21 protein-coding genes are annotated in these 22,200 nt (G+C 74.9%); 10 read left to right on the top strand and 11 right to left on the bottom strand.

From position 1 onward, the window contains the following. The first annotated feature begins 82 nt into the window (after nucleotides 1–82). On the top strand, nucleotides 83–1,066 hold the full coding sequence (locus tag QSK03_RS05830) for a hypothetical protein (RefSeq protein ID WP_285649328.1): 984 nt from the start codon (nucleotides 83–85) through the stop codon (nucleotides 1,064–1,066). Beyond that, complete coding sequence (locus tag QSK03_RS05825) at nucleotides 1,063–1,284, top strand: hypothetical protein (RefSeq protein WP_285649326.1); 222 nt, start codon at nucleotides 1,063–1,065, stop codon at nucleotides 1,282–1,284. The genes QSK03_RS05830 and QSK03_RS05825 overlap by 4 nt, the downstream gene beginning before the upstream one ends. Nucleotides 1,285–1,337: 53 nt before the next feature. On the opposite strand, the gene QSK03_RS05820 is transcribed toward QSK03_RS05825, so the two are convergent. The 4 genes from QSK03_RS05820 to QSK03_RS05805 all read right to left on the bottom strand — a co-directional run bounded on the left by QSK03_RS05820 (nucleotide 1,338) and on the right by QSK03_RS05805 (nucleotide 6,610). Continuing rightward, nucleotides 1,338–1,826: a hypothetical protein gene (locus QSK03_RS05820; protein WP_285649323.1), complete on the bottom strand. Its 489-nt coding sequence runs from the start codon at nucleotides 1,824–1,826 to the stop codon at nucleotides 1,338–1,340. 283 nt (nucleotides 1,827–2,109) lie between these two features. After that, nucleotides 2,110–2,514 (bottom strand): hypothetical protein, encoded by a 405-nt coding sequence (locus QSK03_RS05815; RefSeq protein ID WP_285649321.1) that lies wholly within the window; start codon nucleotides 2,512–2,514, stop codon nucleotides 2,110–2,112. 182 nt (nucleotides 2,515–2,696) lie between these two features. Further along, complete coding sequence (gene rsmD, locus QSK03_RS05810) at nucleotides 2,697–3,233, bottom strand: 16S rRNA (guanine(966)-N(2))-methyltransferase RsmD (protein WP_285649319.1); 537 nt, start codon at nucleotides 3,231–3,233, stop codon at nucleotides 2,697–2,699. Next, the gene (locus QSK03_RS05805; protein ID WP_285649317.1) at nucleotides 3,233–6,610 is read right to left on the bottom strand and encodes a pyruvate carboxylase; all 3,378 of its coding nucleotides are present in this window, start codon (nucleotides 6,608–6,610) and stop codon (nucleotides 3,233–3,235) included. Before QSK03_RS05805 ends, rsmD begins: the two co-directional genes overlap by 1 nt. Nucleotides 6,611–6,796: 186 nt before the next feature. Here QSK03_RS05805 and QSK03_RS05800 point away from each other — a divergent pair, with 186 nt between their 5' ends. Next, a complete protein-coding gene (locus QSK03_RS05800) occupies nucleotides 6,797–7,531 on the top strand; it encodes a hypothetical protein (RefSeq protein ID WP_285649315.1) in 735 nt (244 codons plus the stop codon). Between the two features lie 97 nt (nucleotides 7,532–7,628). Here the strand turns inward: QSK03_RS05800 and QSK03_RS05795 are convergent, their stop codons facing one another. The 3 genes from QSK03_RS05795 to recG form a co-directional block, all read right to left on the bottom strand. Continuing rightward, nucleotides 7,629–8,414: an alpha/beta fold hydrolase gene (locus tag QSK03_RS05795; protein WP_285649313.1), complete on the bottom strand. Its 786-nt coding sequence runs from the start codon at nucleotides 8,412–8,414 to the stop codon at nucleotides 7,629–7,631. A gap of 351 nt (nucleotides 8,415–8,765) precedes the next feature. Further along, a complete protein-coding gene (locus QSK03_RS05790) occupies nucleotides 8,766–9,710 on the bottom strand; it encodes a C40 family peptidase (protein WP_285649311.1) in 945 nt (314 codons plus the stop codon). 411 nt (nucleotides 9,711–10,121) lie between these two features. After that, entirely contained in the window at nucleotides 10,122–12,362 is a 2,241-nt protein-coding gene (gene recG, locus QSK03_RS05785; protein ID WP_285650046.1) for an ATP-dependent DNA helicase RecG, read from the bottom strand. 173 nt (nucleotides 12,363–12,535) lie between these two features. On the opposite strand from recG, the gene rpmB reads away from it, so the two are divergent. Beyond that, nucleotides 12,536–12,724, top strand: a complete 189-nt coding sequence (rpmB, locus tag QSK03_RS05780; RefSeq protein WP_116706373.1) for a 50S ribosomal protein L28 — start codon at nucleotides 12,536–12,538, stop codon at nucleotides 12,722–12,724. Here rpmB and QSK03_RS05775 read toward each other — a convergent pair. After that, nucleotides 12,721–13,656: a Sco1979 family transcriptional regulator gene (locus tag QSK03_RS05775; protein ID WP_285649306.1), complete on the bottom strand. Its 936-nt coding sequence runs from the start codon at nucleotides 13,654–13,656 to the stop codon at nucleotides 12,721–12,723. The genes rpmB and QSK03_RS05775 overlap by 4 nt on opposite strands. Nucleotides 13,657–13,805: 149 nt before the next feature. Further along, nucleotides 13,806–14,048, bottom strand: coding sequence for a DUF397 domain-containing protein (locus tag QSK03_RS05770; protein WP_285649304.1), 243 nt, complete (start codon nucleotides 14,046–14,048; stop codon nucleotides 13,806–13,808). Between the two features lie 176 nt (nucleotides 14,049–14,224). Here QSK03_RS05770 and QSK03_RS05765 point away from each other — a divergent pair, with 176 nt between their 5' ends. Next, a complete protein-coding gene (locus QSK03_RS05765) occupies nucleotides 14,225–14,611 on the top strand; it encodes a hypothetical protein (protein ID WP_285649302.1) in 387 nt (128 codons plus the stop codon). A gap of 6 nt (nucleotides 14,612–14,617) precedes the next feature. On the opposite strand, the gene QSK03_RS05760 is transcribed toward QSK03_RS05765, so the two are convergent. Further along, entirely contained in the window at nucleotides 14,618–15,298 is a 681-nt protein-coding gene (locus QSK03_RS05760; protein ID WP_285649300.1) for a uracil-DNA glycosylase, read from the bottom strand. Between the two features lie 526 nt (nucleotides 15,299–15,824). Here QSK03_RS05760 and QSK03_RS05755 point away from each other — a divergent pair. From QSK03_RS05755 to QSK03_RS05740, 4 genes are read left to right on the top strand one after another with little or no spacing between them, the layout of a single operon-like run. Beyond that, nucleotides 15,825–16,580 carry an HAD family hydrolase gene (locus QSK03_RS05755; protein WP_285649298.1) on the top strand — a complete coding sequence of 252 codons (756 nt, stop codon included), beginning with the start codon at nucleotides 15,825–15,827 and terminating at the stop codon, nucleotides 16,578–16,580. Nucleotides 16,581–16,584: 4 nt separating this feature from the next. Further along, nucleotides 16,585–18,036: an FAD-binding oxidoreductase gene (locus tag QSK03_RS05750; RefSeq protein WP_285649296.1), complete on the top strand. Its 1,452-nt coding sequence runs from the start codon at nucleotides 16,585–16,587 to the stop codon at nucleotides 18,034–18,036. Further along, nucleotides 18,033–19,169 carry an FAD-binding oxidoreductase gene (locus QSK03_RS05745; protein ID WP_285649294.1) on the top strand — a complete coding sequence of 379 codons (1,137 nt, stop codon included), beginning with the start codon at nucleotides 18,033–18,035 and terminating at the stop codon, nucleotides 19,167–19,169. The genes QSK03_RS05750 and QSK03_RS05745 overlap by 4 nt, the downstream gene beginning before the upstream one ends. Beyond that, the gene (locus QSK03_RS05740) at nucleotides 19,166–20,563 is read left to right on the top strand and encodes a (Fe-S)-binding protein (protein WP_285649292.1); all 1,398 of its coding nucleotides are present in this window, start codon (nucleotides 19,166–19,168) and stop codon (nucleotides 20,561–20,563) included. Before QSK03_RS05745 ends, QSK03_RS05740 begins: the two co-directional genes overlap by 4 nt. Before the next feature lie 41 nt (nucleotides 20,564–20,604). Here QSK03_RS05740 and QSK03_RS05735 read toward each other — a convergent pair whose 3' ends face one another. Continuing rightward, a complete protein-coding gene (locus tag QSK03_RS05735) occupies nucleotides 20,605–21,543 on the bottom strand; it encodes a helix-turn-helix transcriptional regulator (RefSeq protein WP_285649290.1) in 939 nt (312 codons plus the stop codon). A gap of 87 nt (nucleotides 21,544–21,630) precedes the next feature. On the opposite strand from QSK03_RS05735, the gene QSK03_RS05730 reads away from it, so the two are divergent. Further along, complete coding sequence (locus tag QSK03_RS05730) at nucleotides 21,631–22,047, top strand: VOC family protein (RefSeq protein WP_285649288.1); 417 nt, start codon at nucleotides 21,631–21,633, stop codon at nucleotides 22,045–22,047. Nucleotides 22,048–22,200 lie beyond the last annotated feature (153 nt).

The raw sequence follows: 22,200 nt of genomic DNA, 5'->3' as shown, positions 1-22,200 counted from the left end.
CCGCGCACCAGCGGCTGACCGGAGCCGTTTCCCCGCCGAGCTCGGGCGGCCACCCTCCTCCGATCCCCGCGAAGGAGGCCCCATGGCCACAGGAGAAGCCCGGCGCCGCAACGGCGGCCACGTCCGGAGCGGCGCGGAGGGCGGCTCCCGGCGCCGTGCCGAGGACGGCGACGAGACGCCCCGCGCCCGACGTTCCCCCGAGCAGCGCTCCACGGCGCAGCGCGGCGGCGGCGAGGCCGCCTCCCGCCCGGACGTCTACCTCGACGTCCCGAAGCTCGAGGTGGACCACATCGGGCTGAAGGTCGAGGACCTGCGGGCGAAGGTCTCCCTGCAGGCCGAGGTGCTCGACCTGCTCAAGCTCAACGTCGGCGTCGACGCCCAGCTGGGCTCGGTGGAGCTGGAGATCGACGGCGTCTCGGCCGAGGCGACGCTGAAGGTCCGCCTCGACGAGGTCGCGGCGATCATCGACAGGGTCCTGACCACCATCGATCGCAACCCCGCGATCCTCGAGACGATCGCGCGGACCGCGCAGGACGCCGTGCGCGAGGTCGGGTCGGGCGTCGGCGAGGCGGTCGGCGAGGTCGGGAGCGCGGCCGGCTCGGCGGTGGAGGAGCTCGGCGGACAGGCCGGGTCGGCGGTCGGCGAGCTCGGGACCTCCGTCGGTGACGCGGCCGGCGAGCTCGGCGGCTCCGTCGGTGACGCGGCCGGTGATGCCGTCGACGCGGTCGGCAGCGTCGGTGAGACCGCGGCGGACGCCGCCGCAGGCGAGGTGGGGAGCGCGGCGGGTGACGTGGCCGGTGAGGTCGCCGCGACGGCGGACGAGACGGCGTCCGTTACCGGCGACGGGTCCAGCGGGTCCGGCGGGTCCGGGGGCGCGTCGGGGAACGCAGCACCGAAGGGCGCCCGTCGACGCCGGTCCGCCCCGAAGGCCTCCGGGGACGACGAGGGCACCGGTGGGTCGACCGGTGGGTCGACCGGCGACTCCTCCGGCGACTCCGCGCCGAAGGGCACCTCACGCCGCAGCTCGTCCACCCGCCCCCGACCGGCGCGGCGGGCGACCGGGTGAGCGACGACCGCGCGCCCGACGTCGAGGTCCGCGCCGCGGTGCGCGCCCGGCGCCTGCGCTTCCACGCCGAACCGCAGGTCCGCATCGACGCCACCCGTCACGGGAGCCGGCGGACGAACCTCCCGGACGAGGTGGCGCCCCACGTGACCCACGAGGACGTCCGGATCGACGCGGCGATCCTGTCCTGGCTCGAGGCGCCCGGCGACGACCCGTCCTGAGTGCCGCCCGGACCGGTGTCCCCGGCCGGTGACCCACCACCCGCCGACAGCGATCAGCCGCGTGATGCGGCCTTCGTCCGCCGGCCCCGCCGCCGCGGCTTCTCCGCCGCGGCCTCGGCCCTGTCGTCCGCGGGCTCCTTGTCGTCGAGCTCGCTCTCCGCGGGCTCGTCGTCCTCGGGTTCGTCCTCGATGTCGTCGTCCTCGAGCTCGTCCTCGAGCTCGTCCTCGACCTCGTCGTCGAGCTCGTCGTCCTCGGCCTCGTCGTCGAGTTCGTCGTCCTCGGCCTCGCCCTCCGCGAGATCGTCCTCGACGTCGTCGGCGACGAGGTCGTCGTCCACGACCTCGTCCCGAGGCCCGTCGTCGCGCCCCTCGTCCACGAGCTCGTCGTCGAGATCGTCGTCGAGCTCGTTGGCGGGCGGAGCGTCCGCGTCTCGCCCGTGCGGCGACTCGCTCTCGGTCGTGATGTCGATCCGCACGGTGCGGCCACCGATGACGATCGTCCCGTGGAGGTCGATGGACTCGAGGCCGAGCGGTTCGGTCATGGGTGCTGGTCCTTCCCGGGGCATCCGGACGCCGGCGTCCGGTCGGTGCGCGGTCCGGTCGGGTGATCGATCCGCCGCGCGGGAGCCCGATATTCCCTGGTCACGGTCGTTCGACGCCGCGCGTCGGGACGTCCGGGCGAAGTGGCTCCGACCGGCCCATCCGGTGCGCCCCACCACCGCACCGTGATCCGCCCACCGTCACGCCGGCGTCCGTCCGTCCGCCGCGCGGCGCCGGCGTGGCCCGACCCAAGGCGGACGTCGGCGGCGCGGGCGCCGTCCGCGATCAGGCGAGGACGACGAGGACGTAGGTCCACCACACCGCGCAGGACCCGCCCCACACCGTCCACGCCGCGTACGCCCAGCCGTGCCCGCCGCCGCGACGGGCCAGCACGAGCCCGGTGATCGCCAGCGCCGCGCCGAGGACGACGGCCGCAGGCGAGACCACGAGGTTCAGCCACCAGGCCGTCACCGAGCAGTCCGGGGAGCCCGACCCCCACGCCCAGCCGTGGCGCGTGCAGTCGTCGGCCATCAGCAGACCCACGATCATCGCGAGCAGCGCGCCGACGCCGCCGAGCCCGAGGATCACGCCGAGCGCGGTGATCGCGTGCGCCCGGACGGCCCGCTCGCGGCGGTCCGCGCGGACGACCGGGTACGGGGGCTGCCACAGAGGTGCCGGCTGGGCGTTCATCGAGGGCCTCCGAGGGATCGGGTGCTCCTCAGACGCTCCCCGCGGCCCGGGATGTTCCGTCCCGGCGTGTCGCGGCAGCGAGGATGTGGCGATCCTGGCGTCAGACGCCAGCAACGCCGCATTGCTCGAACACACCCCGGCCCCGCACCCACGCCCATCATCGGCAGGCGCGCGCCGGGGGCTCAGGTGGCGGTCGCGAGGTGGAGCGTCGTCTCGCCGTAGGTCCGCGGGTCCTCGGGCTCGAGGCCGTCGGGCCACACGGGGGCCGGGGAGCGGGTGTCGCGCTCCAGGACGACGACGCCGCCGGCGCGCACCCAGCGCGGCAGGAGGGCGAGGACGTCGTCGACGGGGTCGGCGTAGGGCGGGTCGACGAAGACGAGGTCGACCGGGCCCGGAGTCTTCCGGAGGTAGGCCAGCACCGCCGAGCGCCGGACGAGCGCCCCGTGCACCCCGGCCACGCCGACGTTGCTCTGGATGACCGCGCACGCCCGCGGGTCGCGTTCCACCAGGATCGCCGTGGACGCCCCCCGCGACAGCGCCTCGATGCCGAGCGCCCCGGAGCCGGCGAAGAGGTCGAGCACCTCGGCGTCCTCGATCGCCCCCCGCGCCTCCAGGGCCGAGAACACCGCCTCGCGGACGCGGTCGGCCGTCGGGCGGGTGCCCGTCGGCGGCACGCTGATCGTCCGCCCACCGGCCACGCCGCCGATGATGCGGGTCATCAGCTCAGCACCACGACCAGGTCGCCGCCCTCGACCTGCTGCACCGACCCGATGGCGACCCGCTCGACCGTCCCGGCCTTGGGCGCGGTGATCGAGGCCTCCATCTTCATGGCCTCGATCGTGGCGACGGTGGCCCCGGCCTCGACGCGGTCACCCTCGCCGACCTGCAGCGTCACGACCCCCGCGAACGGCGCCGGGACGTGGTCGGCGTTGCCGCGGTCGGCCTTCTCGGCGGCCTTGACGTCGGTGTCGACGGCCCGGTCGCGGACCTGCAGCGGGCGCAGCTGGCCGTTGAGCGACATCAGCACGGTGCGCATGCCGCGCTCGTCGGGCTCGGAGATCGCCTCGAGCTCGATGAGCAGCTGGACACCGGTGTCGATGTCGACGGCGTACTCCCGCTCGGGCTCCAGCCCGTAGAAGAACTCCTGGCTGCGCAGCACCGAGGTGTCGCCGTAGGCGTGGCGGTGCTCGCGGAAGTCCTTGGTCGGACCGGGGAAGAGCAGGTCGTTGAGCGTCGGGGCACGGTCGGACTCGAGGCCCTTGCGGTCGTCGTCGGTGAGCTCCGCGAGGCCCGGGCGTTCCGTGCGGCCCTCGAGGGCCCGTGTGCGCAGCGGCTCGGGCCAGCCGCCAGGCGGGTCGCCCAGCTCGCCGCGCAGGAAGCCGATCACCGAATCGGGGATGTCGAACTTCGAGGGCTCCGCCTCGAACGCCGCCGGGTCGACGCCGGCCCCGACGAAGTGCAGGGCGAGGTCGCCGACGACCTTCGACGACGGCGTCACCTTCACCAGGTGCCCGAGCATCCGGTCGGCCGCGGCGTAGGCGTCCTCGACCTGCTCGAAGCGGTCGCCGAGCCCCAGCGCGACGGCCTGCTGGCGCAGGTTCGACAGCTGCCCGCCCGGGATCTCGTGGGTGTAGACGCGGCCGGTCGGCGACGCGAGGCCGGCCTCGAACGGCGCGTAGACCTTGCGCACCAGCTCCCAGTACGGCTCGAGCGCGTTGACCGCGTCGAGCGAGAGACCCGTCGGCCGCGCCGAGTGGTCGGTGGCGGCGACCAACGCGGACAACGAGGGCTGCGAGGTCGTCCCGGCCATCGAGGCGACCGCTGCGTCGACGGCGTCGACCCCGGCGTCGATCGCCGCGGTCAGTGTCGCGAGCTGACCGCCCGCGGTGTCGTGGGTGTGCAGGTGCACCGGCAGGTCGAAGCGCTCCCGCAGGGCGGTGACGAGCGTGCGCGCGGCCGGCGGGCGCAGCAGGCCCGCCATGTCCTTGATCGCGAGCACGTGCGCCCCGGCCTCGACGATCTGCTCGGCGAGCCGGAAGTAGTAGTCGAGGGTGTAGAGGTCCTCGGCCGGGTTCATCAGGTCGCTCGTGTAGCAGAGCGCGACCTCGGCGACGGCGCCGCCCGAGGCCCGCACCGCGTCGATCGCCGGCCGCATCTGCCCGACGTCGTTGAGCGCGTCGAAGATCCGGAAGATGTCGATGCCGACGCGGGCGGCCTCGGCGACGAACGCGTCGGTCACCTCGGTCGGATAGGGCGTGTAGCCGACGGTGTTCCGCCCGCGCAGCAGCATCTGCAGGCACAGGTTCGGCGCGGCTTCGCGCAGCCGGGCCAGGCGCTCCCACGGGTCCTCGGCGAGGAAGCGCAGGGCGACGTCGTACGTCGCGCCGCCCCAGCACTCGAGGGAGAGCAGCTCCGGGGTGGTGCGCGCGACGTACGGGGCGACGTCGAGCAGGTCGCGGGTGCGCACCCGCGTGGCCAGCAGCGACTGGTGCGCGTCGCGGAACGTGGTGTCGGTGACCGGCACCGTCGTCTGCGCCCGCAGCCACGACGCGAAGCCCTCGGGACCGAGCTCCGCGAGGCGCTGGCGCGACCCGTCCGGCGGCGCGACCGACAGGTCCGCCGCGGGCAGCTTGCCCCGCGGGTCGGCGAGCCGCGGCGGCTCCCCGTAGGGCTTGTTGACGGTGACGTCGGCGAGGTAGGTCATCAGGCGCGTGCCGCGGTCGGCGGGCGCGCGGGCGGCGAGCAGCTCGGGGTGCTCGGCGATGAAGCTCGTCGTCACCCGGCCCTCGCGGAAGTCCGGCTCGTCGAGCAGGGCCATGAGGAACGGGATGTTCGTCGCGACACCGCGGACGCGGAACTCCGCGAGCGCCCGGCGGGCCCGACGCACCGCGGTGGTGAAGTCCCGCCCGCGGCACGTGACCTTGACCAGCAGCGAGTCGAAGTGCGCGCTGATCTCCGCGCCGGCGTAGGCCGTGCCGCCGTCGAGCCGCACGCCCGAGCCCGAGGCCGAGCGGTAGGCCGAGATCATCCCGATGTCGGGGCGGAACTCGTTGGCCGGGTCCTCGGTGGTGATGCGGCACTGCACCGCGAACCCGTGCAGGGCCACCGAGTCCTGCGAGAGCTCGAGGTCGGCCAGCGTCGCCCCGGACGCGATGCGCATCTGGGCCGCGACGAGGTCGACGTCGGCGACCTCCTCGGTGACCGTGTGCTCCACCTGGATGCGCGGGTTCATCTCGATGAAGTGGTGGTTGCCCTCGCCGTCGAGCAGGAACTCGACGGTGCCGGCGTTCACGTAGCCGATCTGCTCGGCGAACTTCACGGCGTCCGCGCAGATCCGCTCGCGCGTCTCGCTCGAGAGGTGGGGCGCGGGGGCGATCTCGACGACCTTCTGGTGACGCCGCTGCACCGAGCAGTCGCGCTCGAAGAGGTGCATGACGTGGCCGTCGCCGTCGGCGAGGATCTGCACCTCGATGTGCCGCGGGTCGACGACGGCCTGCTCGAGGATCACCGTGGCGTCGCCGAAGGCGCTCGAGGCCTCGTTCATCGCCGCCTGCAGCGCGTCGCGCAGGCCGCCGGGCTCGTGCACCAGCCGCATGCCGCGCCCGCCGCCGCCCGCGACCGCCTTGACGAACACGGGGAACGACATCGACTCCGAGGCCGCGAGCAGCGTCTCGAGGTCGTCGGAGGGGTCGCTGGAGTCCAGCACCGGGACACCGGCGTCGCGCGCCGCGGCGACGGCGCGGTGCTTGTTGCCCGCCATCGCCAGCACGCGCGGCGGCGGGCCGATGAAGGTGATGCCGGCCTCCTGGCAGGCGGTGGCGAGGTGCGGGTTCTCCGAGAGGAAGCCGTAGCCGGGGTAGACGGCGTCCGCTCCGGACCGCCGCGCGGCGGCGACGATCTCCTCGACCGACAGGTAGGCGCGGACCGGGTGGCCGACCTCGCCGATCTGGTACGCCTCGTCGGCCTTGAGCCGGTGCTCGGAGTTGCGGTCCTCGTGCGGGAACACGGCCACGGTGGCCGCCCCGAGCTCGTAGGCGGCTCGGAAGGCCCGGATCGCGATCTCGCCACGGTTGGCGACGAGCACCTTGCGGAACATCGACGGACACCCTCCTGCCGGCACCACCCGGGACACGGGCCGGCGCAACCTACCGTGCTGATCGTTCTGGCCGGGAGACGCAGCGCAGCGGAGCTCGACCATCGACACGGCACCGTCACGACAGGCGACGCGTGCCATGACTGTGCGGTATCAAGGGAGGAGGACGCACCTGCCCAGGAGGACACCGTGGACCGACCGAGGCGTTCCGCCGCTCCCTGGCTGTTCGGTGTCGCGATCCTGCTGGCCCTGCTCTCGCCCGTGGTGTTCCTGGCGGTCTGGGTCGGTGCGGGCGACCTCGAGGGCCTCGGCGCCGCGCTGCTGGCCGCGGTCGCCGACCTCGTCGCCGCGGCCATCGCCGCGATCGTCGCCACGGTCATCGCCCTGCGCCGCGGCATCACCCGGGTGCGCACGGTCGTCCACGGCCACCCGCAGGGCCGGATGGGCCGCCTCGACGAGCACGACACCGCCCGCTGGCACCTCGCGAAGAAGCGCTTCGCCGCGCTCCAGGCCGAGTACGCCGCGTTCGAGGCCGACCGGATGGCCGTGGCCGCCCGCCCGGCGCTCGCGGACGTGACGGTGCCGGCCACCGCCCGCTTCGTGCAGGCGCTCTCCGACGCCGAGTTCCTCGCCACCGACACGGAGCCGAGCGGCCCGCGGCGCGCCGAGTTCTCCGCGGCGGTCGACCGTGCCGCCGCCGCGTGGAAGGACGCCCAGCGCGTCGCCGAGGGCCTGTCCCACGCAGCCCAGGCCCGCCGCGAGGGGTATCCGGGCGACGCGGCCGCACCGCACGAGACCCGCGCCGTCGACCCGGCGCCGCCGCGTGTCGCGACGCCGGGCTCGGAGTACACCCAGGCCGCCGAGGCCGTCCGCCGCGCCGCCGCCCGTGGTGCCCGCGACCTGCGCGACCGCCTCCGCGCCTGACCCGCCTGGTTGCCTGACCCTGCCTGGTGCAGCGAACGCCCTATCGGCGTGCTCAACAGGACGTTCGCTGCTTCTACGCGCCCGAAGTCCCCGTTGATCACGCGCCGCGCAGCGCGTCGGCGAACGCCGCCGGGCGCTCCACGAGCACGTAGTGCCCCGCCCCCGGGACCACGACGACGCGACGGCCGGGCGCGAGCGGCGTGACCGTCGCGGCCGCGAGGTCGGGCGCTCCCCCGGCGACGACGAGCACCGGCATCGCGAGCGGGCGGGGATCGGCGCGCTGAGCGGCGGCGTCGCGGTCGAGCGCCCGGTACCGGCCCATCGCGGCATCGAGGCGTCCCGGCGGCGCGTAGGCGGCGACCGCCTCGTCGAGGGGAAAGGCCGGCGTGCCGGTGAAGTCGGCGAGGAAGGCCCGCACCCGGCCGCGCTGGGCGGCCTCCACGGCGCCCGGCGGCGCGTGGCCGAAGGCCGCCAGGTGCGGCGGACCGAGCTCGGCGAGCCCGAAGCCGGGGACACCGCCGCCGGAGAGCACGAGGCGCGCGACCTGCTCCGGACGCTGCCGGGCCCAGGCCACGGCGGTCATCGCGCCGAGGTCGTGGCCGACGACGGTCGCGGGTGGCAGGCGCAGGGCGACGGCGAGCTCGGCCAGGTCGGCCGCGAGGTCCCGGGTCGCGTAGGCGTCGGTCCCGGGCGGCGCGAAGCCCGAGCAGCCCGCGCCGCGCAGGTCGGGCACGACCACCCGGTGGTCCCGCGCGAGGTCGGCGGCGACGGGCCGCCACGTCGCGGCAGTCTCCGGGAAGCCGTGGAGCAGCACCACCACCGGTGCACCGGACGGCCCGGCGAGCGTGACGTGCAGGGCCGTGCCGGACGTGGGCACGGTCACGGTCCGCCCGTCCGGTACCGCCGGCGGGCACCGCTCGGCTCCCGACGTCGCGCAACCGGCCGCGATCACGAGCAGAACGGCCGCAACGACTGCGCCGAACGGGCGCCTCACCACGCCGGCGGGTGCCCGTCGGTGCCGTCCGGCGGTCCGTGACACCCCCCGAGGATGCCGGTCACCGTACGAAACCGACCGACCACCCCGCTGTCGATGTTTGCGGGTAACGCCGTGGGGCACCCAGTGCGTAGTTCAGGCTTGGTGAGTGGGAGCTGGGGAGCCTCCGCACACCACATGGCCCGGGCCTGTCGTTCGGGGCGACGGGCCCGGGCCTTTCTCGTGCGTGGGGTTCTCGGCTCAGCCGAGGCGGCGGATGGTGTTCAGGTCGTCCATGCGCCGCGCGGTGTCCGAGATCTTGACGTCCTCGCCGGAGCGCGGAGCCTCGATCATCTTGCCGCCGCCGATGTAGATGCCGACGTGGCTGACCGGGCTGTTGAAGAAGATGAGGTCGCCCGGCTTCATGCTGTCCTGGGAGACCTCCTGGCCCTCCTGCGCCTGGGCGCGGGAGGTGCGCGGCAGGTCGATGCCGGCCTTCTCGAAGGCCCACTGCGTGAGGCCGGAGCAGTCGAACCCGTCCGGGGACGTACCGCCCCAGACGTACGGGACGCCGATCTGGCCGCGCGCCGCCGAGATCGCCTGCTGCGCCACGGACGAGCCGGCCGCGGAGGCCTGGCTGTCGGAGGACGAGGACTGGGTGCTGCGCGCCGACTGGCGCGGCTGGTCCTGCTGCTGCGTCTGGCGCGCGGCCGCGGCGCGGGAGTCCGGCGAGTCGTGCTTGATCGACTGCGCGGCACCGCCGCCGGAGTTCACGACCGGCATCACCGAGGAGGTGGCCGCCGAGGTGTCGTGCGCGGCCGGCGCGACCGCCAGGTTGGCGGACGCGAGCTGCGGGGAGATCGCGTGCTCGCCCGTGGCGGGCGCGTCCTCGCCACCGATCAGACCGTGCGTCGCCATGCCGCCGGCCGTCGCGACGGCGCCGAGCGCGGCCAGCGAGAGGCCCGCGGTGCGCGCGGCACGCGAGAGCGGGTGGCGGTGGGTGCCCTCGGGGCGCCCGGCGAGGCCCTCGAGACCGGCCGGGGCCTGCATGCCCTGGTGGCCGTGGCGGCCCTGGTCGCGGTACTCCGCGGGGACGACGCCCATGGAACCGGTGGTGGCGTCCTCGGGGGCGCGGTGACGTCCCGCGGGACGTGAGGTGGGGGCCTGCCCAGGCACCGAGCCGATCTCGGGAAGCACAGCCGTCATGCGCGATCTCCTCGCCCGCCGGGCGGCGCACGACGGACCGACGGCCGTGGGGACGGCCGGGGTCCGTGGGACGGCGAGCCGCTGGGGAGCTGCGGCGCGACGTCGGTCACCCGCCCCGTCCTGGGAGGTCGTGCGCTCCGGGGAGGCCGCCGGACGGGGAGTCGGACGTAGCGGCCGAGCGCGCCGCCGGGCATTGATGCCTGGCGACGACCAGAACGTAACCGATCCGTGACCCCAGGGCGCCACGCCACGCCGCGTCAGCGCGCTCGCCGGTCGTCGCACCGCGCTCATCGGCAGCCTCGCCGAAACCTGAACCGCTCGCCGCAACGATGGCCCGAATCGGTGACGACGAGCGGCCACGTTCACCAACCGTGGCGGTCCTGCGTCCGGACGAGGCCCTGGTCCGGGCCGCTACAACCGTTCGAGGAAGTCCGCGCGCTCGTCGCCCACCACCGAGCGCACGAGTGCGGCGAGACCCGGGTGACGGGCCAGCGACGGGTCGTCGGCCAGCACGGTGCGCGCCTCGTCACGCGCCTCGGCCACCAGCTCCTCGTGCTTGAGCACGGAGAGCATGTGCAGCCCCGACTGCCGTCCCGACTGCTGGGCGCCGAGCACGTCGCCCTCGTCGCGCACCTCGAGGTCGAGCCGCGAGACCTCGAAGCCGTCGGGCGTGGCGGCGAGCCGTTCGAGGCGCGTCAGCGCGGGCGAGCCCTCCGCGGCGTCGGTGACGAACAGGCACGACGACGCCGCCGCCCCGCGGCCCACCCGCCCGCGCAGCTGGTGCAGCTGGGAGACACCGAACCGGTCGGCGTCCAGGATGATCATCATGGTGGCGTTGGGGACGTCCACCCCCACCTCGATGACCGTGGTCGCGACCAGCACGTCGACCCGGCCCTCGCCGAACGCCCGCATCACCGCGTCCTTCTCGTCGGCCGGCATCCGGCCGTGCAGCATCTCGAGGCGCAGCCCGGACAGCGGCCCCTCCGCCAGCTGGGGCGCGACCTCGCCGACCGCCAGTGGCGGGCGCTCGGTCGGGTCGGCCGCCTCGTCGTCGTCCTCCTCGGGGGGCGCCTCGGGGTCGAGCAGGTCGCCCGCGAGGTGGTCGGGCAGGGGCTCCGCGGGCTCGGCCCCCTCGTCGCCGCCCTCCTCGCCGATGCGCGGGCAGACGACGTACACCTGGTGGCCCGCGGCGACCTCCTCGTGCACGCGCTCCCAGGCCCGCTCGAGCCAGCGTGGCCTGATCCGTGCGGGCACGGCGGTGGTGGCGATCGGCTGCCGCCCGGCGGGGAGCTCGTCGAGCGCGGAGGTGTCGAGGTCGCCGTAGAGCGTCAGCGCCACCGTGCGCGGGATCGGCGTGGCCGTCATGACGAGGACGTGCGGCGTGGTGGGTCCCGGGCGCGACCGCAGCTCGTCGCGCTGGTGGACGCCGAAGCGGTGCTGCTCGTCGACGACGACGAGCCCGAGGTCGGCGAAGGCGACACCCTGCTGGATGACCGCGTGGGTGCCGACGACGATGCCCGCCGACCCGGACTGGGCGTCGAGCAGCGCCTCCCGCCGGGCCTTCGCCCCCAGCGACCCGGTGAGCAGCGTGACCCGCGTCGCCCGGCCGTCCGGATCGGCACCGAGCTCGCCCGCCCGGCCCAGCGGACCGAGCATCGCCTGCAGCGAACGGGCGTGCTGCGCGGCGAGGACCTCGGTGGGCGCGAGAAGCACGGCCTGCCGCCCCGCGTCGACGACCTGCAGCATCGCCCGCAGCGCCACCACGGTCTTGCCCGAGCCGACGTCGCCCTGCAGCAGGCGGTTCAGCGGCTCGGTGCCCGCGAGGGCGTCGGCCAGCGACTCCCCCACCGCCCGCTGCGAGTCCGTGAGCGCGAACGGCAGGCGTGCGTCGAAGGCCGCGGCCAGGCCGTCGTCGCGCCGGGGGCACGCCGCGGCCGGACGGGTGGTGGCGCTCGCCCGGCGCCCGGCCATGGCGAGCTGGAGACCGAACGCCTCGTCCCACACGAGCCGCCGCCGCGCCGCCACCTGCTCCTCGCGGGTGTCGGGCAGGTGCACGCGATGCAGGGCGTCGCCGAGCGACATGAGGCCGTGGGAGGCGCGCAGCACCTCGGGCAGCGGGTCCCCGGGATCGTCGAACACGTCGAGCACCTGGCGGACCGCCATCATGATCGCCCAGGACCGCAGCTTGCGGGTGGCGGGATAGACGGGGATGAGGCCCGGCAGCTGGGCGCTGACCCCCGGGCCGAGCACGCTGAACTCCGGCGCGGCGAGCTGCCAGCCGCCCTTGTAGCGGCTCAGGTCGCCGGAGAACAGCGCCGTCGTGCCCGCCCCCAGGTCGCGCTCGCGATAGGGCTGGTTGAAGAACGTGCAGGTGAACCGCTGGGCGCCCACCGCGACCGTCGCCTCGACGATGTGGCCCTTGCGGTGGCGCATCCGCCGGCCCGTGACCTTCTCGACGGTGCCGAGCAGCGTCACGTGCTCGCCGGGACGGAACCGAGAGTCCTCGCGGTCGGAGGTGTGGGTGACCGTGGCGTGCTCGATGTAGCGGCGCGGGTAGTGCCGCAGGAGGTCGCCCACCGTGTGCAGCTCGAGCTGACGGGCGAGCGGCCGCGCGGTCTTGTCGCCCAGGGCCGTGAGCAGCGAGGTGTCCATACCGACCACGCGGTCGAGGATGTCATCCCGCACCGACAGCGGCCGTGCGCGACCTGCCCACGACCCCGGCACCCGGGGCGGCGACGGGGCTCGGTTACGCTGGAACCCGGTGCGCACCGCCGTGAGGCGTGGGTGCGCGAGCGGACATCACCAGCAAGTCGAGGAGTTCAGCCGTGAGTGCCGTCTGTGACGTGTGCGCGAAGGGCCCGGGTTTCGGGAAGTCGGTGTCGCACTCGCACGTGCGCACGAACCGCCGCTGGAACCCGAACGTGCAGGTCGTGCACACCCGCCTGGCCAACGGCAACCGCAAGCGGATGAACGTCTGCACGTCCTGCCTGAAGGCCGGCAAGGTCGCCCGCTAGCCGACCTCGGCCAGGTCCGCCCGGATCGCCTCCAGTGCGGTCCGGGTCTCCTCCGGCGCCAGCGCCTGGACGCAGAGCAGCTCCATCGTGGCGAGGTAGTCGTCCACGTCCGAGCGCTTGTCCAGGTAGAGCGCACTGGTCAGCTGCTCCAGATAGACGACGTCCGGCACCTCGGACTCGCGCGCGAACCGCAGGATGCTGAACGGCCCGCCCGCCCCGGCGTGCCCGCCGAGCTGGAACGGCACCATCTGGATCACCACGTGCCGCGCCTCGGCGGCCGCGATCAGGTGGTCGATCTGCTCGCGCATGACGTCCGCCCCGCCGGTCAGCCGGCGCAGGGCCGCCTCGTCGACCACCGCCCACAGCGTCGGCGGCTCGCCGGCGCCGGAGCCGTCGAGGACACGCTGGCGCCGCAGCCGGAACTCGACGCGCCGCTCCCGCTCGTCGTCGGCCATCGAGCCGTGGCCGAGCCCCGTGACGTGGCGGGCCATCGCCGCGGTCTGCAGCAGACCGGGCACGAACTGGGGCTCGTAGGTGCGGATCTGGGTCGCGGCCTGCTCGAGCCCGACGTAGGTCTCGAACCAGGGCGGCAGCAGGTCGGAGTACTGGTGCCACCAGCCGGGCGCGTTGGCCCGGCGCGCGAGCGCGATCAGCGTCTCCCGCTCGTCGCCGTCGTCGACGCCGTAGAGCGTCAGGAGGTCGACGACGTCGCGCTCCTTGAACCCGGTGCGCCCGTTCTCGAGCCGGCTGATCTTCGCGTGGGAGCCGCGGATGCGGTCGCCCGCCGCCTCGCGCGTCACGCCGGCGCGCTCCCGCAGCCCGCGTAGCTGCGCGCCGAGCATCATCCGCAGGACCGTCGGACCACCACCGGGGACGTCGCGGATGTCGCGGGGCCGCTCGGGCGCCGACTCCTCCGTACCGTTCGCCGCCACGGCGGCATCCGTCCCCGTGCGTTGCCCGGGTGGGACCACGCCGGAACCTCCACCGACCTCGCTCCACGGCGCGCACGGACGCGCCCGTCTGAGGTGACGACCCTAACAGTCGGCCCGACGGTGCCCGTGGTGGCGCGGGTGGTGTGGGGTCAGGCGCCCTCCGCCAGGAGATCGTCGAAGTCGCCGTCCTTGGCCCCCAGCAGGAAGGCCGTCATCTCCGCACGCGTGTAGACGAGCACCGGCCCGTCACGGTGGCGCGAGTTGCGTACGGCCACCCCGCCGTCGGGCAGCGGGGCGACCTCCACACAGTTGCCCTTGGGGTTGCTGCGGCGGCTCTTGCGCCACCGCACGGCGTCCGCGACGGCGATGCCGTCCTCCGTCGTCTCGTGCATGCGACCTCCCCCCGGTCGTGCAACGGCTCTCAGGCGGTGCAGATGTTCTTGCATCTGCACACTACGTCGGTCAGGATCGGACCCGTCGCCGACGTCGGGGAGAGCGACGAACGGAGGTCCACGTGAGCCAGCCGGGACGACCAGGAGCTCCGGGACGCGCTCCCGCGACGCTCCGCGTGTCCTCCCAGCGGCTCACCGAGGACGAGGCGCGCGCGGACGCCGCTGCGGCCCCCTCCCCCGTCGCCCCGGTCGCCACGGCCGTGCCGCCCACGTCGGCCGGGGTCGTCGCGCCCACCGGCCCGCTGCCCGTCGCGCACGGCGGCGACGGCTGGGGCCCGTGGCCGCCGGCGGGGGTGCCCGCCGTCCCCTCGTCCGCGCCGGTGCTCGCCCGCCCGTCGTTGCCGGTCGTGGCGCCGCGCCCACGCCGGCGGATCTCCGACCTCTGGCGCCTCGTGTTCGCCCGGCGCCGCGCGGGCCGGCACCGTCCGGAGACCACGCCGCCCGCGAGCTGGAGCATGTTCGCCCCGCAGCGCCGCCGCCGGTCGCGGTGGGGCCGGCGCTAGACCGTCCTAGGGCAGGCGCCAGTCGACCGGGTCGTCCCCGAGCTCGGTCAGGTGCTCGTCGACGCGGCTGAACGGGCGCGAGCCGAAGAACCCGCGGTCGGCGGACATCGGGCTCGGGTGCGCCGTCTCGACCGTCGGGACGTCCTCGCCGAGCAGCGGCTTGACCGTCTGCGCATCCCGGCCCCACAGCACCGCGACCAGCGGCTGGTCCGGCCGCGCGACCAGCGCCGCCACGGCCGCCTCGGTGACCTTCTCCCAGCCCTTGTTGCGGTGGGAGCCCGGGGCCCCCGGGGCGACGGTGAGCACCCTGTTGAGCAGCAGCACTCCGTTCGCGGCCCACGGCGAGAGGTCGCCGGAGCTCGGCGGCGGGTGGCCGAGGTCGCTCGAGTACTCGCGGAAGATGTTGATCAGGCTCTTGGGCAGCGGGCGCACGTCCGGGGCCACGGAGAAGGACAGCCCGACCGCGTGCCCGGGCGTGGGGTAGGGGTCCTGGCCCATGATCAGCACCCGGACCTGCTCGAAGGGCTGCTGGAACGCGCGCAGCACGTTGGCCCCGGCCGGGAGGTACGTGCGTCCCTCGGCGACCTCGGCGCGCAGGAAGTCGCCCATCGCCGCGACCGTGTCCGCGACCGGCTCGAGCGCCTCGGCCCAGCCGGCCACCATCGACTCGCTGAGGGGTCGGGCCACGGTGCGAGCCTCCGCTCCGGACGGGCTGACGGTCCCGGCGACGCTAGCGCGCGCTCGCGTCGTCGCCGCACCCCACCCGAACCCGCGTCCGGAGATCACGGGCGACGTCATCGACCCCGACGCCGTCCCGAGGTGCGTCACGACGCCCGTGATCTCCGTCAGGGCCAGCGTGCGGGCGAAGCAGAGGCTCGAGGGCTCGTCGCGGTCGACGCCGAAGCGCGGGATCGGCGCGTCGGCGTGGGCGCGCTCTCGGGTCGTCGTACGCGGCGACCCGGAACGTCGGCGCCGGGGTGGGAGCGAGGGCGTCCTTCGCTGCGTCGGAGGCAGCGAGGGACGCCCTCGCTCCACCCTCGGTGCTCGTCACGCGGCCCGGTCGATCAGCTCGCCCGCCCGGGCGCGACGCACGTCGGGCGCCGTCCCGGTGGTGGCGACCCGCCACGACGACCTCGGTCCGCACGGTGTCCCCGGCTGTGAGCTCCGGCGGCGACCTCCTGCGGCACCGGCGCGGAGATGTTGAGGTGTGGCGGTGACGTCGAGCCCGCACGTGGCGGTCTGCTGGGACGTCGACGGCACGCTGCTGCTCGGCGGGACGATCGGCACCGAGGTGCTCGGCGCCGCGTTCACGCAGGTCACCGGCCACCCCGCACGATTCGACGCGATCCGGATGGGCGGGCACACCGACTGGCTCATCGGCGAGGCGCTGCGGGATGCGCTGGACGCCGAGGACGCCGCGGCCGTCGCCGCCCGGGGCGACGCGTTCGGTCACGACATGATCGCCGCGGTGGCCGAGGGCTGGCGCCGGCGCGCCGGGGACCTCCCCGCCGTCGCGCACACGCTGCCCGGCGTCGACGCCACCGTCGCGGCGCTCGCCGGGCTGCCCGGCGTCGTGCAGACCCTGACCACCGGCAACGTCCGGGTCGGCGCCACCGCCAAGCTGACGGCGGTGGGCCTCGCCGACGGAGCCATCGACCTGGACCTCGGCGGGTACGGCGAGGGCCCGGGCGAGCGGGTCCGCGTGGTGGAGCAGGCCCGCGACGCCCTCGCCGCGCGCTACGGCGCCGCCCCGCCGATGGTCGTCGTCGGCGACACCCCGCGCGACGTCGAGGCCGCCCACCGGGCCGGGGCGGTCGCGGTGGCCGTCGCGACGGGGCGCTCGAGCGTCGAGGAGCTGCACGCGACGGGCGCCGAGCACGTCTTCGCCGACCTCGCCGACCCCGGCCGCCTGGTGGCGGTCGTGCGCTCCACGGGCGAGGATCGGTCACGCAGCGGAACGGGGAGGTAGCACCATGCTCGACGCCGCGATGGTTCGCGAGTTCACGGATCTCCTGTCCGACAACGGGGTGATCACCGACGAGGTCGGTCTGCGCAGCTACGAGTGCGACGGCCTGACCGGGTTCCGGCAGGTGCCCGCGCTGGTCGTGCTCCCGCGCGACGCCGAGGAGGTCGCCGGGGCGGTGAAGCTGTGCGCGAAGTACGGCATGCCGTTCGTCGCGCGCGGGGCGGGCACCGGGCTCTCCGGCGGCGCGATGCCCGTCGCGGACGGTGTCGTGATCTCGCTGCAGCGGCTGCGGCGGATCCTGGAGATCGACGTCGAGAACCGGCGCGCGGTGCTCGAGCCCGGGGTGTTCAACCTCGACATCTCGACCGCCGCCAAGCCCCACCGGCTGTACTACGCGCCCGACCCGTCGAGCCAGCAGGTGTGCACCATCGGCGGCAACGTCGCGGAGAACTCCGGCGGCGCGCACTGCCTGAAGTACGGGTTCACCACCAACCACGTGCTGGAGATGGAGGTCGTGCTCGCCGACGGGTCGATGATCACCCTCGGCGGGCCGACCGGCGAGCAGGCCGGGCCGGACCTGCGGGGGCTGTTCATCGGCTCCGAGGGCACGCTCGGCATCTGCACCAAGGTCACGGTGCGCCTGCTCCAGACGCCCGAGACGGTGCGCACGGTGCTGGCCGACTTCCCGTCGATCGAGGCCGCGGGCGACACCGTCGGCGACATCGTCGACGCGGCGATCATCCCGGCCGCGGTCGAGATGATGGACTCGCTGTCGATGGAGGCCTCGGAGGCCGCCACCGGCGCCGGGCTGACGGTGGACGCCCCGGCCGCGCTGATCATCGAGCTGGACGGGCCCGCGGACGAGGTCGACGCCGAGTTCGAGCACCTCACCGCGATCTGCGAGCGCCACGGCGCGACGCGGCTGCACGTGCCGACCGAGCTCGAGGAGCGCCAGAAGGTGTGGAAAGGGCGCAAGGCCGCGTTCGCCGCGGTCGGGCGGATCAGCCCCGACTACATCGTCCAGGACGGCGTCGTCCCGCGGACCCGGCTGGCCGAGGTGCTCACCCGCATCGCCGAGATGGGCCGCGACGCCGGGCTGCGCGTGGCCAACGTCTTCCACGCCGGCGACGGCAACCTGCACCCGCTGGTCCTGTACTCGGAGGCCGCCGGCGAGCACCACGCCGCCGAGCAGCTCTCCACCGAGATCGCCGAGTTGTGCGTCGAGCTCGGCGGGTCGCTCTCGGGCGAGCACGGTATCGGCACCGACAAGGCGTGCTCGATGCCGCGGATGTTCTCCGCCGACGACCTGGCCGTGATGCACCGCGTGCGGCTCGGGTTCGACCCGGACTCGCGGTGCAACCCCGGGAAGGTCTTCCCCACGCCCCGGCTCTGCGGCGAGAAGCCCGGCCCGTACCGACCGCACCCCCTGGAGGAAGCCGGAGTGATCGAGCGGCTGTGACCACCCTGACCCCGGGCTCGCTCGACGAGCTCCGCGACGCCGTCCTCGACCGCCCCGGCTCGGTCCGGGTCGCCGGCGCCGGCACGGCCGCCGACTGGGCCGGCACGCCCGCCCCGGCCGACACCGTGCTCTCCACCGCCGGGCTGACCGGGATCGTCACCCACAACCCCGGCGACATGACCGTGGAGGTGCGGGCCGGCACGCCGTTCGCGCAGCTCCAGGAGGAGCTCGGCGAGCACGGGCAGCGCGTCGCCGTCGACCCCGCCCGTGCCGCCGAGGGCGCCACGCTCGCGGGGCTCTTCGCGACCGCGGACTCCGGGCCGCGCGCGCTGCAGTACGGCTCGCTGCGCGACCTCGTCATCGGGGCGACGATCGTGCTCGCCGACGGCACGGTCGCCCGCTCCGGCGGCCACGTCATCAAGAACGTCGCGGGCTACGACCTCACCAAGATCCTGCACGGCGCGCACGGGACGATGGGCGTGCTCGCGCAGCTCGTCCTGCGCCTGCACCCGACCCCGCAGGCGACGGCCACGGTCGCCGTGCCGTGCGACCGCGCGGGGATGGCCGACCTCGCCCGCCGGGTGGCCGACACCCCGGTCGAGCCGACCGCGATCCAGTGGCACGCCGACCGCCTGCTCTCGCTCGTCGAGGGCTCCGAGCGCGGGGCCGTCTCGCGGGCGCAGCGGCTCGTCGACATCGTCGGCGGCGAGCTCCTGGCCCCCGACGACGCGACCGCGGCGTGGGACGCGCACGCCGCCGCGGTCCGCGCGCGCCCCGAGGGCCGCGCGGTGCTGCGCTTCGGCGTCATCCCGGCGGCGCTGCCGGGGGTGCTCGACGGGCTCGCGGACGCCGCCGAGGTCACCGTCTCCCCGCGCACCGGCGTCGCGACCGTGGCTCTGCCCGCCGACCCCGACGTCGTCGCCGCCGCGCACCGCCGGGTCGCCGACGCCGGCGGGACGTCCTCGCTGCGTCAGCGACCCGCCGGAGCCGAGCTGCCCGCGTTCGGGCCCGCGCCCGCGTCGGCCGCCCTGCTGCGCCACGTCGTCACGTCCCTCGACCCCGACCAGCGCTTCGGGCGCGGACGCCTGGCCCCCTGGGTGCCGCTGCCCGAGACCACCGGAGTGAGCGCATGACCACGCACCCCACCAGCGGCCCCACCCCCGACTTCTCCTCCGAGCGCGGCGAGAAGGCCGCACCGGAACGCGCCGACGTGCTCGGCGGCGGGTTCGGGTCCTTCGACGACCACCACCCGCCGGCGCAGGAGCTGCTCGACGACTGCGTGCACTGCGGCTTCTGCCTGCCCACCTGCCCCACGTACGCGCTGTGGGGCGAGGAGATGGACTCCCCGCGCGGGCGCATCTACCTCATGGAGATGGCGGAGAAGGGCGAGATCCCGCTCGAAGGGGCGTTCACCACCCACATCGACCGCTGCCTGGGCTGCATGGCGTGCGTGACGGCGTGCCCGTCGGGCGTGCAGTACGACCGCCTGCTCGAGGCCACGCGCCCGCAGATCGAGCGGAACGTCACGCGGTCGCGGGCCGACCGGCTGTTCCGCGAGGCGATCTTCGCGCTGTTCCCCTACACGCGGCGGCTGCGCGCGGCGTCGCTCGGCGGTGCGCTGTACCAGAAGCTGCGGCCGAAGAAGATGGACGCGCTGATGGCCCGGCTGCCGCAGCGGCTGGAACGGCTCGTCGCGATGGAGTCGCTGCTGCCGCCGGTGCGGGTGCGGGACGCCTTCGCGCGCATCCCGGCCCGCACGCCGGCGGTCGGCCCGCGCCGGGGTCGGGTCGGCCTGCTCACCGGCTGCGTGCAGGACGTGTTCTTCCACCCGGTCAACGAGGCGACCGTGCGCGTGCTCGCCGCCGAGGGCTGGGACGTCATCGCGCCGCGCGAGCAGACGTGCTGCGGGGCGCTCGGGCTGCACGCCGGCCGCGAGTCCGAGGCGATCGAGCGGGCGAAGAAGCTCATCGCGACCTTCGAGCGGGCGGAGGTGGACACGATCGCCACGAACGTCGCGGGCTGCGGCTCGTCGATGAAGGAGTACGGCGAGCTGCTCGCCGACGACCCGGCGTGGGCGTCGCGGGCGCAGGCCTTCGCGGCGAAGGTCCGGGACATCTCCGAGGTGGTCGACGAGACCCTCGCCGACCCGCGGGCGCGCCGGCACCCCCTCGAGGCGACCGTCGTCTACCACGACGCCTGTCACCTCGGGCACGCGCAGAAGATCCGGTCGGAGCCCCGGCGGGTGCTGCGCGCGATCCCGGGCGTCGAGCTGGTCGAGCTGCCCGAGGCGGAGATCTGCTGCGGGTCGGCGGGGATCTACAACATGCTCCAGCCGGAGGCCGCGGGCGCGCTCGGGAAGCGCAAGGCCGACAACATCCGCGGCACCGGCGCCGACGCGCTCGTCACCGCCAACCCGGGCTGCCTGCTGCAGATCCGGAAGTACCTGGGCGGCGAGCTGCCGATGCTCCACCCGATCCAGCTCGTCGACGCCTCCATCCGCGGCGTCCGGCCGCCGGAGATGGGCTGACCTATGTGAGCAGTTGGCGCCCCTCTAGGGGCGCCAACTGCTCACGGAGAACCGGTGGCGCGGGCGTAGCGGTCGGCGAGGGTGACGCAGGCGTCACGGAGCTCGGCGGGGGCGACGGCGGAGAGGTCGGCGCCGAGGGCGCCGAAGCGCGCGGCCAGGGCCACCCACGACCACGCCCCGGCCACCAGCCGGCAGTGGCTCGCGTCGATCTCCTCGACCAGCTCGTCGCGGACGTACGGGGCGAGCTCGGCCGCGGGTAGCGCGAGGACCGCCTCGCCGCGGCAGGGCCAGTCGCCCGCACCCTCGTTGCCGCGGAAGCGCCCGGCCACGAACGCCGCGACGTCCCCGCCGGGCACCTCGCGCGGGGCGAACCGCGGGCCGGTCGGGGTACGCGGGTCGATCCGGTCGACGCGGAAGGTGCGCCAGTCGACGCGGTCGAGATCCCAGGCGACGAGGTACCACCGGCCGCCGCGGGTCACGAGGTGGTGGGGCTCGGCGCGGCGCGGATCGTCGGAGTACCCGAAGCGCAGCACCTCGCGGGCCCGCACCGCGTCGCCCACCGCCGTGAGGACCGCCGGGTCGACGGTGGTCGACGGGCCCATCGCCGTGACCGGCAAGCCGTCGATCCGGTGCCGCAGGCGCGCAGGCATCACCTGGCGCACGGTGCCCAGGGCGCGGGCGGCCGCCTCCTCGACGCCGACCCCGCTCGTCGCCGCGATCCTCAGGCCCACGGCGAGCGCGACGGCCTGCTCGTCGTCGAAGAGCAGCGGCGGGAGGTCGGTGCCCGCGTCGAGGCGGTAGCCCCCGTCGGGACCTTTCGTGGCCCGGATGGGATAGCCGAGCTCGCGCAGCCGGTCGACGTCGCGGCGCACGGTGCGCGGGCTGACGTCGAGGCGCTCGGCCAGCAGCCCGCCGGGCCAGTCGCGGCGGGCCTGCAGCAACGACAGGAGCGCGAGCAGGCGGGCGGAGGTCTCGTGCACGTCATCCATTCTCCTCGAGAAGAGGCCAGAAGCTGGCCTCTTCCTCGACGAGCATGGTCCTCACCAGCCGACAAGAGGAGCCAGACCATGAGCGTGCAGACCGTCGTCCACCTGAACTTCCGCGGCGAGGCCCGGGAGGCGCTCGAGTTCTACGCGGGTGTGGCCGGGGCGGAGCCGACGATCGTCACCTACGAGGCTCTCGGCGCGGTCGCCGACCCGGCCGAGGCGAAGCAGGTGATGTGGGGCGAGGTCGCCGCGCCGGGCGGGTTCCACGTCATGGCGTTCGACGTCCCGTCGGCGCGGGCGTTCGACCGGGGCACCGAGTCGTTCTTCGTCTCGGTGCGCGCGCAGAGCGCGGAGGAGGTCACGGCGCTCTACGAGGGCCTCGCCCGGGGCGCCGAGGTGCGGACCCCGCTCGGCCCGGCGCCGTGGTCCCCGCTCTACGCCATGCTCACCGACCGCTTCGGCGTCACGTGGGTCATGGACGTCGCGGTGTCGTCCTGACCCATGTGAGCAGTTGGCGCCCTCATGAGGGCTGTCTAGTCCCATGAGTTCTGTCTCGGGTCGTGTCTCACCGTATGTGTCGCCTGATCATCGCCGAGGGTGTGCCCATGGCGGGGAAGCGGCAGGCCAGGATGCGACTGATGGACGCGATGC

The organism is Actinomycetospora sp. NBRC 106375 (assembly GCF_030269665.1).
Taxonomy (GTDB): domain Bacteria; phylum Actinomycetota; class Actinomycetes; order Mycobacteriales; family Pseudonocardiaceae; genus Actinomycetospora.
Note: the sequence above shows the minus strand (reverse complement) of the source record. Positions and strands in the feature narration are given on the sequence as shown.